Source organism: Maribacter sp. 2-571, from assembly GCF_050589625.1.
Classification (GTDB): domain Bacteria; phylum Bacteroidota; class Bacteroidia; order Flavobacteriales; family Flavobacteriaceae; genus Pelagihabitans.
On sequence record NZ_JBNGOP010000028.1, the window covers coordinates 1 to 13,438 of the forward strand.

The 13,438-nt window shown below is 43.1% G+C and carries 11 protein-coding genes; 8 read left to right on the forward strand and 3 right to left on the reverse strand.

All coding sequences use genetic code 11. From position 1 onward, the window contains the following. Window positions 1-173: 173 nt before the first annotated feature. Genes ACRD7P_RS16965 through ACRD7P_RS16975 form a run of 3 tightly spaced genes read right to left on the reverse strand, consistent with a single transcriptional unit; the run spans window position 174 to window position 3,371 of the window. Window positions 174-1,628, reverse strand: coding sequence for a DUF389 domain-containing protein (locus ACRD7P_RS16965; protein WP_430908860.1), 1,455 nt, complete (start codon window positions 1,626-1,628; stop codon window positions 174-176). Between the two features lie 2 nt (window positions 1,629-1,630). Next, a complete protein-coding gene (locus ACRD7P_RS16970; RefSeq protein WP_430908861.1) occupies window positions 1,631-2,710 on the reverse strand; it encodes a mannose-1-phosphate guanylyltransferase in 1,080 nt (359 codons plus the stop codon). Between the two features lie 58 nt (window positions 2,711-2,768). Continuing rightward, on the reverse strand, window positions 2,769-3,371 hold the full coding sequence (locus ACRD7P_RS16975) for a SprT-like domain-containing protein (RefSeq protein ID WP_430908862.1): 603 nt from the start codon (window positions 3,369-3,371) through the stop codon (window positions 2,769-2,771). A 179-nt stretch (window positions 3,372-3,550) separates the two neighbouring features. Between ACRD7P_RS16975 and ACRD7P_RS16980 the strand changes: the two genes are divergently transcribed. From ACRD7P_RS16980 to ACRD7P_RS17015, 8 genes are all read left to right on the forward strand, one after another. Continuing rightward, window positions 3,551-5,437 carry a PEP/pyruvate-binding domain-containing protein gene (locus ACRD7P_RS16980; RefSeq protein WP_430908863.1) on the forward strand — a complete coding sequence of 629 codons (1,887 nt, stop codon included), beginning with the start codon at window positions 3,551-3,553 and terminating at the stop codon, window positions 5,435-5,437. Between the two features lie 1,461 nt (window positions 5,438-6,898). Further along, window positions 6,899-7,675 carry a hypothetical protein gene (locus ACRD7P_RS16985; protein ID WP_430908864.1) on the forward strand — a complete coding sequence of 259 codons (777 nt, stop codon included), beginning with the start codon at window positions 6,899-6,901 and terminating at the stop codon, window positions 7,673-7,675. Between the two features lie 211 nt (window positions 7,676-7,886). Then, entirely contained in the window at window positions 7,887-8,612 is a 726-nt protein-coding gene (locus ACRD7P_RS16990) for a hypothetical protein (protein ID WP_430908865.1), read from the forward strand. Between the two features lie 262 nt (window positions 8,613-8,874). Further along, window positions 8,875-10,212, forward strand: coding sequence for an amidohydrolase family protein (locus tag ACRD7P_RS16995; protein ID WP_430908867.1), 1,338 nt, complete (start codon window positions 8,875-8,877; stop codon window positions 10,210-10,212). Next, window positions 10,187-11,119 carry a hypothetical protein gene (locus tag ACRD7P_RS17000; RefSeq protein WP_430908868.1) on the forward strand — a complete coding sequence of 311 codons (933 nt, stop codon included), beginning with the start codon at window positions 10,187-10,189 and terminating at the stop codon, window positions 11,117-11,119. Before ACRD7P_RS16995 ends, ACRD7P_RS17000 begins: the two co-directional genes overlap by 26 nt. Before the next feature lie 170 nt (window positions 11,120-11,289). Beyond that, window positions 11,290-11,916, forward strand: a complete 627-nt coding sequence (locus ACRD7P_RS17005; protein WP_430908869.1) for a peptidylprolyl isomerase — start codon at window positions 11,290-11,292, stop codon at window positions 11,914-11,916. Window positions 11,917-12,109: 193 nt separating this feature from the next. After that, a complete protein-coding gene (locus ACRD7P_RS17010) occupies window positions 12,110-12,856 on the forward strand; it encodes a hypothetical protein (RefSeq protein ID WP_430908870.1) in 747 nt (248 codons plus the stop codon). A 133-nt stretch (window positions 12,857-12,989) separates the two neighbouring features. Then, on the forward strand, window positions 12,990-13,238 hold the full coding sequence (locus tag ACRD7P_RS17015) for a hypothetical protein (protein ID WP_430908871.1): 249 nt from the start codon (window positions 12,990-12,992) through the stop codon (window positions 13,236-13,238). The last annotated feature ends 200 nt before the right edge of the window (window positions 13,239-13,438 follow it).

Consider the following 13,438-nt stretch of genomic DNA (forward strand, 5'->3'; position numbering starts at 1 on the left):
CAAACTCGACGTCATGTTCACGGCCTTTATCTATATCGCCCTGATTTTCGATGCAATTAGTGTTAACACGCCCTAATTACTTTTACGCAACACTGATCACTAATTACCACGTGACTGGGTACTGGGTACCGAATACTGAATACTGAATACTAACTAAGTACGAACCATCCACCTCATCGCAACTGTATGGTGGAATCCTTAAGGCGCAAGCGCAACCAATTGTGTAGTTTTTTGGTATCCCGATCCAGCTGTTTTCTGGAAACGTTCTTTTTCCATTTGACCTCGAATACCGGAATGGTATCGATTTTTGTAAAATTGGATAGCTGTATGTCCGAAAACGCCAAGGACTCTAAATTGTCATAATTGCTTTTTGCTTCCGCACAGATATCCTGAAAAGGGATTTGTCGCGCTACGGATTTTTTAATGCGGTTCAGTTCCGATTCCAATAACCGAATCTTTTCATCCTTGCCCAATAATTCACTTTTTTGGGACTGGTACAGCTCGTCCACATATTTCAGCTGGTTTACTTGGTCGTTCTGAGAGCCTTGTATAATAGTAAGATCTGTTTCACGGAGATCGTCAAAATCGTTCATTTTTGCCTCCCAGGTGGCAATCACCCCTTCGGGTACTCCCTCGTTCCCCATAAAAATAAGTTCCATGGTAGGCGTCTCGCCACCATTGTATTCCAATACCGTCAGGTCCTTCAGAAATCGTCCGTCCTTGGTAAATTTATAAGGGACAATATTTTCCGTTATAAACTGGTTTGCCTCGTTTTTGAACTTAAACTCCTTGTATACCCCTATAAAGATCCAACCTGCCGGAATCATCACCGCTAACGCAATTACCGATACCAACCGGGCAATAAAACGACGTCTTTTGGAATTAGCATACCGCACCATGGGGAACCGTAAAATTTTCAATACCAAAAAGGTGGCCAACGCAATAAAAATGGTATTGATACCAAAAAGCAACAATGCTCCCCCGGCATAGTCCCACCGACCGATTGCAAGTCCATAACCCACCGTACATAATGGTGGCATCAAGGCCGTGGCGATCGCGACTCCAAAAATCACACTGGCAATGGTTCCTTTTTTTGCCCGGGCGATCACAAGGGCCAAACCTCCAAAGAAGGCGATCAATACATCACGAATATCCGGTTTTACCCGGGCCAAAAGTTCCGAAGAGTCCGATTTCAAAGGAAACACCCAAAAGAAAAGAAAAGCAGTCAGCACACTTAAAACGACCATTACGGTCAGGTTTTTCAAAGACCTACGAAGCGTATCGATATCGTTGATCGCCAGGGACATGCCCATGCCCAAAATAGGCCCCATCAAGGGAGAGATCAACATAGCTCCGATCACTACCGCCGTTGAGTTCGCGTTTAAGCCGATGGAAGCTATAAAAATCGAACAGATCAAAATCCATGAGGTGTGCCCCTTAAACGGAATGTCGGCAATGATCGCTTCTTTGGTAGCCTCTTGATCGGTATTGTTACGGATGTCCAAAAGTTCGGATAAAAACTTTTTGGTACTGCCCAACAATCCCGCAAAATCCTTTTTAACATCCTCACGATTGTCCGTCGGTTGTTGGGTAGGCGTAATGTTATCTTGGTTCAAATCGTTACTCATGGTTAGGCATATTGATCTCCGAAGGTACTTTTTACTTTGGTCAGTACTTGTTTGATATCCTGTTCCTTCGATTTGGGATAGATCAACAGCACTTCTTCTTTGTCCACTATAATATAATTCTCCAGGCCATCGACCACGACAATTTTGTCCTTTGGGGAACGGATCATATTTCCATGGGCATCTTGACTGATGACCTTACTGCCCACTACAGCATTGTTATCGGTATCCTTATCCAATTTATCATAAAGGGAACCCCAGGTTCCCAAGTCGTTCCAGTCAAAAGTGGCGGGCAACACAAAAATGGATTTGGAGCGCTCCAAAATGGCGTAGTCTATTGAAATATTCTCGGCCTTTGGATAGTTTTCCTGAATGAACTCTTTTTCGTCGGTATTGTTATAGCAAGATATCCCGGACTCGAATAGCGAATATTGCGTCGGTTGAAAGTTTTTAAAAGCATTTACGATGGTTTTTACGCTCCACATGAAAATTCCGGCGTTCCATAAAAAGTTACCCTGCGCCAAAAATTCCTTGGCCGTTTCGTAATCGGGTTTTTCCCGAAATTGATGTACTTTCTTCAGTCCCTGGGCCTCGCTTTTTTCAAATTCGATATATCCGAAACCGGTATTGGGAAAGGTCGGTTGAATGCCCAAAGTACAGAGCACGTCCCCTTCCTCACATTTTTTAAAACAGGTGGTCACATCTTTCGCGAACGCCTCTTCGTCCTCGATCCAATGATCACTGGGCGCTACGATCATGAGCCCGTTCGGGTTCATCTTTTGGATTTTCAAGGCCGCATACAAAATACAGGGAGCGGTATTCCGCATTGCAGGCTCCAATACTACCTGCTCTTGCTTGACCAAGGGCAATTGTTCCAGTACCAAATCATTATAGCGCTCGTTGGTCAAAATCAAAATATTAGCCGTGGGCACGAACTTTTGAAGTCGTTTGAACGTCTTTTGAATGAGGGTATCGCCCGTTCCCAGCATGTCGTGAAACTGTTTTGGGTTTTCCGTAGTACTTATCGGCCAAAAACGCGATCCGACACCACCGGCCATCAATACTGCATAATAGTTGTTGTTCATATAATATCTAGTTTAAGGATGCCCAGCGGTACCCCGTATGTGTACTTTGTTCGTTACATCAGTCCCTTAGCAATTCTACCTCGGCATTGGGTTGGAAGAGATAACACTTTCCCGTGGCCAATTCGATACACTCGTACCGCTTCACCCTTTTGTTGCCTTTTTTAAAGCGTTTTCCATTATAAATACGAAAAACACTACCTAATGGTAATTCAAAAACGTAGGATTTATCCGTATGTTGTGCATCAAAGCTTTTCAATGCGATGGACAGTTCGGCATCGGTACTACTGCTGGCCCTTGGATTTTTAAAATGCCTGGCCAACAAGGGCAATAGTTTGGACGGAAAAATTTCGGGACGTATAAACGGAAGCATTAAATGTTGAAAAGTGCGCTTCCATTCCAGACCATGGGGTTTGATCTGTCTGCCATATTTTTCAAAAGCCACCAAATGTGCTATCTCATGGACCAAAGTGATCAAAAAACGGTATTTGTTCAGGGTCGCGTTAACGGTTATCTGATGTCTTCCGTTGGCCAACCTACGATAATCCCCATGACGGGTAACCCGTTCGTTTACGATTTTTAAATGTACCCCTGTTTTTTCAATAAGGGCCAAACAGCTTTTTACCGATCGTTCCGGAAGGTATTTTAGAAGAATAGCGTCCATCGGTTGCAAAGGTACTTTTTTGCATCTTATGATGTTTCTCCTTTTTGACCTCAAAACAAAATTTCAATCAAAAAAAGCCGTTTCCCTAACAGAACGGTCCCCTTCCCTAAACCTCGGTTTGTTTTCGGTGAAATTCACCATAGTTTTACGTTATCATAAAACCCGTTCCATACCCACCTATGAAGCTATCGCTATCGGTCTTGTTTTTGCTCTTTGTTTCCTGTTCGATGCACTCGCAGTCCTTTTTGAAGGTCCTAGAAACTTCCGAGGATTTTCAAAAACTAAGTGACAGGCCATTGGTGGAAAAATACGGTCAGGTCGATGCGGTAAAAGTAGTCTACGACCTGCGATCCGAAACCTTGTACTTTCTTAATGGAAAACAATATCCCTACCACTATTCGTTCTGCTCCGAATACTTGAACGACGGTACGGACCTTGCTTATTTTAACGACCACAACTATCGCAACAGTCCAAAAAGAAGGTACCTTTTGGGAAACTTGAACTATTTTAAGGCACAAGAACGGTATGTTTTGGAAATTAGTGCTTCGGACACCATGGATGAAAATGCAATTCGTTTGTTACACCAACAGGTGGTGGAACATACCTTTATAAAAGAACAATTGTATTTTCTTTTGAATAGCCTCCGGTTGCAACAGGAAAAAAAGACCATAGAAAAAGGGCTGCCCGTAGTTACCCCTTCCGAGGTATTTAAACAACTGCGTTACCAACCTATAGCCCAATACAGGGGAAAAGGACGGCTACGGTTTATCGATACCTTTGAAAAAGAAAAGGATGCCATATTACCGACAGATATTATCGTCCTACGGGAAACGCCGGTATACCTTCCCGAAGTCGCCGGTATATTGGTTTCCGAATTTCAGACCCCATTGAGCCATTTGAGCATTTTGGGCACAAACCGTAAAATTCCCATTGCCGCCTATAAAAACCTTTCCGACTCGAAAACCCTAAGGTCTTTTGAAGGAAAATGGGTTTCGTATGAGATACGCCGGGATACTTTTTCAATTGCATCTTCCAAAAGAAAACCAAAACGCGACAAGCGTACCAAAACCATAAAAATACCTTTTGACCTTGGCATGGATTCCCTCACGGCAGTGCCCTATTTGCCAAAAAAAGCGGAACGTTTTGTAGGAAACAAGGCTGCTAATTTTGGTCGGTTATACCAACTCGGTAAAACCGGTGGGTTCCGAACACCGGAAGGGGCATTTACCATTCCTTTTTACTACTACGAACAACACGCTCGAACCTCGGGTGCACAACAACTTTTGAACGAACTCTTTGCATCCGCTCCTACAAAAACGGATAAGGATTCGCTTAGGCAACGGTTAAAACGGATCCGAAAAATGATTGCCAAAGCACCTATCGCTTCCGGATTGCTTGCGGAGGTCGAACGTAAAATTTTGGCCAACGGTACCTACCGTCGCATGCGGTTTCGATCGTCCACCAATGCGGAAGACACCAAAAATTTTTCGGGGGCAGGTCTATATAACTCCAAAACGGGCGAATTGGGCAATCCGAAAAAAAGTGTGGAACGGGCCATCAAAAAAGTATGGGCAAGCCTATGGTCGTATCAGGCCTTTATGGAACGGGAGCTTTATGGAATTCCTCACCAGCAGGTGTATATGGGCATTCTGGTGCACCGCTCCTTTCCTTCCGAAGCGGTAAATGGGGTGGCCATTACCAAAAACCTGTACCGAAAGGATAGCGAAGGTTTTGTGGTAAATGCACAGCTCGAGAATGAAAATGTAGTGGCCCCTGACCCGGAAACGACCAGCGATCAATTTATCTGTTACCCAAAGAGCGCGGACGCGCTATACAGGAACACCGTCAATATCATTACAACTTCCAGTTTGAACCAAGGAAAACTGACGATGGACAATGATGAAATAAAACGGTTGGCCAATGCTTTGGAAACGGTAAAAAAGTACTTTCATAAAAAAGTATACCGATCCAAAGCGTACCCGGCACTAGGCCTGGACATCGAGTTCAAGTTAGATGGCGATGATCGTACCCTGTACCTAAAACAGGTACGTTTGTACAATGATTGACAGGAAGTGAAAAAGGAAGTGCAAGTGTCAAGTTCAAGTTCAAGTTCAAGCTCAAATGTCAAATTCAAATTCAAATTCAAAATTAGAGGAGTACCCAATAACCACTTTTTACTTACCACTAATTACTACCAACTGCGAACTGAGAATTGCTAATTGCTAATTGCTAATTGCTAATTGCTAATTGCTAATTGAAAAAAGACCGCTACGCTGAAGGAACAAGGAGAAAAGACCAAAAAAGTTCAAGCTCAAGTGTCAAGTTCAAGTTCAAATTTCATATTTCAAATGTCAAACTCAAATGTCAAACTGAAAAACCAGACTGGTCCGTTTACAAACTTGTACCTATCAAAAAAATGCATGTCCGGTCGAGCTTCGTCAGTACTGCTATCGAAAGCGCTTCGACGGGCTCAGCGTGACAGTTGGGTTTCGTTTTGGCCGTACCGCCAAATGACAAACCTTCTGTCAGTCCGAGCTTGTCGAGGACCGTTCAGAAAATTCAAATTCAAATGTCAAATTCAAAATTAGAGGAGTACCCACTAACCACTTTTTACTTACCACTAATTACTACCAACTGCAACTGCGAACTGTTTAATTGTTAATTGCTAATTGTTAATTGCTAATTGCTAATTGCTAATTGCTAACTGAAAAAAGACCGCTACGCTGAAGGAACAAGGAGAAAAGACCAAAAAAGTTCAAGCTCAAGTGTCAAGTTCAAGTTCAAATTTCATATTTCAAATGTCAAACTCAAATGTCAAACTGAAAAACCAGACTGGTCCGTTTACAAACTTGTACCTATCAAAAAAATGCATGTCCGGTCGAGCTTCGTCAGTACTGCTATCGAAAGCGCTTCGACGGGCTCAGCGTGACAGTTGGGTTTCGATTTGGCCGTACCGCCAAATGACAAACCTTCTGTCAGTCCGAGCTTGTCGAGGACCGTTCAGAAAATTCAAATTCAAATGTCAAATTCAAAATTAGAGGAGTACCCACTAACCACTTTTTACTTACCACTAATTACTACCAACTGCAACTGCGAACTGTTTAATTGTTAATTGCTAATTGCTAATTGCTAATTGCTAACTGAAAAAAGACCGCTACGCTGAAGGAACAAGGAGAAAAGACCAAAAAAGTTCAAGCTCAAGCTCAAGCTCAAATTCAAATATCAAATGTCAAACTGAAAAATGAGACTGGTCCGTTTACGAACTTGTACCTATCAAAAAAACGCATGTCCGGTCGAGCTTCGTCAGTACTGCTATCGAAAGCGCTTCGACGGGCTCAGCGTGACAGTTGGGTTTCGTTTTGGCCGTACAGCCAAATGACAAACCTTCTGTCAGTCCGAGCTTGTCGAGGACCGTTTAGAAAATTCAAATGTCAAATTCAAAATTAGAGGAGTACCCACTAACCACTTTTTACTTACCACTAATTACTACCAACTGCAACTGCGAACTGTTTAATTGTTAATTGAAAATGGCCAGACTCATAGCTACGCTCTTCGTGTTACTCAACCTTCAATGCACCGGACAACATCCGAAAAGCATCTCGAATGAAAGCGACAAAGTCAGTGTACAAGCAGAAGACACTTTAGCGAAAACGACAATTACCAAATCTCTTCAAGAACTAAAACTCAAAAAAGATCAAGGGAAGAGCTATACCTTGGTGTTACGCAAAATAAAAGCTCAAAAAAATGAATTTCGCGGCAAAAACATAGCGCCGGATTCCCTTGCGACGGTATTCACAAACGCTTTACTGAATAGAGTCCTCCCTTTTTGGGAAGGTACCGAATGGTCATTTGAAGGATATACCGCCGTTCCAAAAAAAGGAAAAATAGCCTGCGGTTATTTTGTATCTACCACTTTGAGAGATGTTGGAATCAATCTAAACCGATATCGGCTGGCACAGTTGTCACCAATTGACGAAGCCAAGAACTTGGCTTTACAAAAGGAAGTTATCACGGTAACCGAAAATTCCGTCGAAAAAAGCATTGCCAGCATCAACGATACACTTAAAAATGGAATCCATTTCATCGGTTTCGACACCAGTCATGTTGGGTATCTTTTAAAACAAAACGAACAGTCCTACATCATTCACTCCAACTATATCAATTCCGAAGGGGTAATAATCGAAAAAATTGAAGAATCTCCCGTTTTTAGTTCTTACGACAGATTTTACCTTGTGGAAATCAGCACGAACGGGCGTATTTTACAGCACTGGGTAAACGGGACGGAACTGGTCATTTCAAATTAAACGTAATCGCGTAACCCGAAAATAAATGGTTCGGGGCAGATGAACCCATATCATGTCCAAATTAGGATTCTTGAGTATATCCATCATGGAATCCAAGTTTTTTGGTATCTTGTTGTAGCGAAGAAAGCGTTAGGCTTGCTTTTTGAATGTCAAAATCGCGTCCGACCTACCCCTCCTTTTATGTTGTTGCCTTAATACTAAAACAAGGACCGTGCAGATAACACCCTACCCCAAGTTTGAAACGGTATTTGAAAATGATACGCTAAAGGGTATCTTTTATCCTCTTTGTAAAATTTCGAACTTTGGGCTTGCAGGAGAAAAATCGTTGTTTTTTGTCTCTCACAATGGGATCTGGACCGATGAAAACGTCAAAAACGATTACAATCGATCCAATTTCATTTGTTTTGACCTGAAAAATGGGAAGTATTCGTTTAAAGGTGACCTAACCGTTTATCTGGGGCATCGCCACGCTCGGGAGGTATTCAACACCCTGGAAACCGATTTTAAAAAGCACGGAAACGACTACTTGTCACAACGGCTGAAAACGGATGACTATAGCGCGAACATAGTGGAAAAATACGAAATACAATTTGGGGATTTAGACCCGGAATACTACCTACAGGCCTTTTATGAATTCGCTATCAATAAACTGTCCTTTGAAAAAACCGGTAATTTCGGAGCTTTTAATGAAATCATAAACGATTGGGGCAAAACGGATAAAAGTCCGATCGTATATGAAGTAAAAGATGGAAACACCTCCGGTTTTGAGGATATTATGGCCAATCGCGATTACCTTTTTCCAGAGTCATTGAAAATAGATGCCTATGAAAAAATCGGTTATATTGTCGGTCATGAATTTTTCACCGACGGCAACGACACGTATTTATTGTTCGACGACATGGGAAACACTATCCTTTGTGTCGACCATTATTCCTGAAAAAGTGATGTAAGAATGGGCGGAGCTAAAAATGTTCGGCCTTTGTACCTTTCAACACCAATTCGAGATTGATTACAGCTTGGCCCCTAATATCCCACCTTTAAGGATAAACCAGAACGATAGTCCCTTCACCAAAAACATCGAAACTGAACAAACGTTTTTTAACCCAATTCAGTTGCGTCGAAAATGCGAAAAACAGAACTTTGCTCGAACCTTATCAATACCTCCTTTTATTAAACGTGCGAACGGCATCCATACCCTATTGAAAGCGATACTGGTTATTTTTTATTGGAGTTATTCTCCTGCACAGCAAAATACCAAACTCACCGATTCGGTAACGTTAAACGCCTACACCCGTAGTTTTGTCAAAGTCGATGCTCCAAAAATCGCCCTCATCGGTATGACGCTGATGGATGGAAGTGGCGATGCGGCCAAAACCGATCAGACCCTATTGATCGATAACGGAACCATCACGGCCGTTGGAAATACCAAAAACATTGTTATTCCCGAAGACCACCGCAGAATAAACCTTAAAGGAAGTACCATTATTCCGGGAATCATCGGTATGCACAACCACATGAGAATTCCCCGCTCCGCAATGCTTTCTACGGCTCCAAAACTCTATCTGGCGGCCGGCGTGACGACCATTCAAACGTGTGGAACCGGAAATCCACATGAAGAGGTGGCCATTGCGAATGCCATTGCCAAAGGAGAGCAACCGGGCCCTGAAATCATTAACTCCGGACCTTATTTTAGCGGTCCCGACGGCAAAACCAACTTTGTGCGGTTTACCAATGAGAAAATGGTCCGAGATACCATTCGATACTGGGGCAAGAAAGGTGTAAAATGGTTGAAGGTGTACCGCAACACCCGACCGAGCGACCTGAGTGTAATCGTGGATGAGGCGCATAAAAACAATATAAAGGTCACCGGACATCTTTGTGCGACCACCTACGCCGAAGCTGCCGAAATTGGAATCGATGCCATTGAACATGGTTTTTTACATAGCTACGACCATGCAAGCGGAAAAGAACAGTTCAGTTGTACGGGAAATACGGATTTCCGGACCACCCTGGATATTGACGACGAGGCGGTGAAAAGCGTGCAGCGCCTATTGATCGACAAGGGTGTGGCACTTGGTTCTACCCTGGCCATATTCGAAGCCCAGGCAAATGTAACTGCCGATGCAAGAGCTATTGAAGTGATGGCACCCTATCACCAAAACGCGCACTACGAACGTGAAAAACGGAAACAACAAGCAGGAGCCGACTGGTATTTCAAAAAAGAATGGCTCGGTAAGGCCATGGCCTATGACCGGCAATTTTATAAAATGGGAGGCCTGTTGGTCGCCGGCCTCGATCCCGGGCTGCATAACATGCCGGGGTTTGGCGACCAAAAAAACTACGAGCTGTTCCTTAAAGCAGGTTTTTTACCAGAAGAGGCCATACAGGTAATGACCGCCAACGGTGCAACGTTGATGGGTAGGAGCGATATCGGTTTGATCGCGAAAGGAAAAACCGCAAACCTGGTTGTGCTGGACGGTGACTTGCAAAACGATCCAAAAAGTAACAACAGTGTTCAAAAACGGAATCGGCTATGACCCCGAAAAGCTGATCCGTTCCTTGAGGGGAAATGTGGGGTCGGTAAATGACGACCTCATGACTTATTTTGGTCAAAAAGAACCAACGGAAACCCCGGAACTGTTCGCTCCCGAACTCGTTTCACGATCCGACAGACATGAGTTTGGCTGTACGTTTTCAAAAGATGCCGACGCGTTTTATTTTGGAGTGGATAACAATGGGATTATGGAAATCCACTATTCCAAATTGGCGAAAGGGGTTTGGTCCCCACAAAAAAAACTTTTTGAATCGGATAGCGTCAGTTACAACGATCCCATGTTTTCTCCAGACGAAAAAAGACTCTACTTCATATCCGACCGTGCCCTTAACAAAGAAGCAGTAAAAGATGACATCGACATCTGGTATGTAGAGCGGAAAAACAAGGAGTCGGCATGGTCCGCTCCGATCAATTTAGGAGCTCCCGTCAATAGTGAAAGAAATGAATATTACGCTTCTTTTACTAGCGAAGGCACACTATACTTTGCATCAAAAAGTAACTCGGAAAATGCGCCGCGATACGCGTTCGACATCTACAGCGCAGCATATAAAAACGGACGGTTCCTTAACCCGACAATGCTCCCGGAAACCATCAATATGAACCGGTACGAAGCCGACGTTTTCATCGCTCCCGACGACTCCTACATGATTTTCTGCTCCATTCGGAAAAATGGTCTGGGACAAGGCGATCTCTACATCAGTTTTAAGGACGGGAAAGGCCAATGGACAGCGGCCGTAAATATGGGCAGCGACATCAATACCGAAAAGCACGAGCTCTGTCCTTTCGTCAGCACGGACGGGAAATACCTGTTCTACACCAGTAATCAGGACATCTATTGGGTAAGCACGAATATATTGGAACGTTACAGACCGAAAAAAGAAGGGCAGTAGCATAGCGCCAACCGTTTAGGCGACACCTCCGATACGCGGCAACAAGGTATTCGATACGTTTTATTTTGAGGTACGTTGCACCGAAACGTTTGTAATCCTTAACTTTAACATGGTTTCTGCGTTAGCACTTTATCGTGAGAGTCGAAACTGCAATAAATCGAAATCAAAAAATGAAAAAACGTTGGACGGTAATTCTCGGGATACTATTTTTCTGTAGCTGTGCGCCCAAAGTATTTAAAGCGAAATGGACCAAGGAAGTTGCCCCGGAGCGTTACACCGCTCGTTTTGAAACGACCAAAGGAAGTTTTGACGTAGCGGTCACCCGTAAATACTCCCCAAAAGCAGCGGACCGTTTTTACCAATTGGTAAAACACCATTGCTTTGATAATGCCATTTTTTATAGGGTATACCCCGATTTTGTAGCCCAATTCGGTTCCAGTGACACCATAACATATCAAAAATGGAGTTCCCATAAGGTACCGGACGAAAAAGTAGTCCAGGCTAACAAAAAAGGAACGCTTAGTTTTGCAAGGAGCGGCAAAGAGACCAGGACTACCGATCTTTTTATCAATTTAAAAGACAATACCCATCTCGATACAATAACGTACGAGGGAGTTACCGGATTTCCCTCTTTTGGGGTAGTTACCCAAGGCATGTCCGTAGTTGAAGCGCTCCATTCGGAGCATGCCGATACCACAATGGACACCCTCGACCTAATGTACTCGAATAGGGAAGCATTTATGGATCGTTTCCCGTCCTTGGACCTCATCGAACAAATCCGTTTGATTCAAGATTAAGATGCAACGAAGTACTGCAGCAGTTGCGGTACCCCAAAACCAGGCTATTGTTTGGCGGTGACCTAAAAAACAAAAGAGAATGATAGTAGCATGGTGCTGACCGCTTCTCTAAAAGAGATTTCAAATGGAACACCGTACCGCTTGATATTGAAATGATTTATGGATACCCGTAAAGGATGAAATGTAATCGACCATGAGAAACAACAAAAAAATAACCCAACTTTATCTTGTGGTGCTGGCATTGTTTGTGCTACACCCCGCTTTAGCGCAAGGAGACGATAACTATTCGGATATGTTGCTGACCGATTCTTTTAAACTATACCGAGAAGCCGATTTTGAAATGGCCTATCATATTTTTCCATTTCTTAAAGAACGGTTTCTGGAACAACTGGAAGATAGCACAAGCTTTGCCAACCCATACCAGGGGTTATCGGAATACATGGGCATATTACGATCCTCCGATAGCCTAGTGCGAACGTATTCGTGGAGCGAACGCGATTCCGGCTGTTGCCATTCCTCGGAAACCTATGCCCAGTTTAAAACAACCTCCGGAGTCATCAAATATGTGGATCTGGAAGCTATGGAAAATGATGCCGGGGAAGTATTTATTACCGATCTTCAAAAAATAACCATTTCAAAAAAGCCCTATTATCTTATTCTAGGCAATGGAACCTGTTGCGGAGGCAAACATTATAGTACCGCTAGGGTGTACGAAATCACCAAGGATAGCTTACGCCGGTGCGAGGCGGTATTTAATGAAGATGCCGAGATTTATGCCGGGGCGAACCGAGGGCAACGCATTGGATTGTCCTATGACCCCGAAACGGAGACCCTTTCGCACAACGGTTACAAAATGGATGAGGAAACCGGTTTTTACGACCGGGAAAAAACAGTGGTCCAATGGAAACTTACTAAAAACGGATTTCGAAAAATGAAATGAATTGGGGCATTAAGAACATGAATATCAAGGAGGCAAAACAACCTTTCGTGCTATTGCAAAGCAAAAATGGGAAAAGAAAAAAATGGCGAAATTAGATGGCCATTTTAAAGGTAAATTGGAATAACACATTTATATGAGGCGTAAAATGGTATTTGTTATATCCTTGCTGCTGTTGGGACTCGTCTCCAAGCTATGGATAGGAATCTACACGGATGACGAGTTTGATGAAAAGCATGTTTTCATCAAACATCGGCCTATATGGAAGACCTTTTTTTATTCCCCCCGAGGTATGCGCGACCTTGAAACATCAAAAATGCCGTTGGATCAACAAAACGAACAAAAATTGTTTGACGAATTTATAGTACAAGAACGAACGCCTTGAAAGGGTCAAAAGTTAAAAATCACAAAAACAGCTGTTTGTAACTTTTGGTTTAACCTATCTTGTGAACCATAGGGGCCAAAAGCTTCGGCTTTAACAACTTCATTTTCGTTATTTTATAGTACCACGAAAAAATTGAAACCGGTGTTCGCCTTTAAGTGTTTTTAAAAAAACCTCCGCGGCTGGTCCATTATAACTTTCAT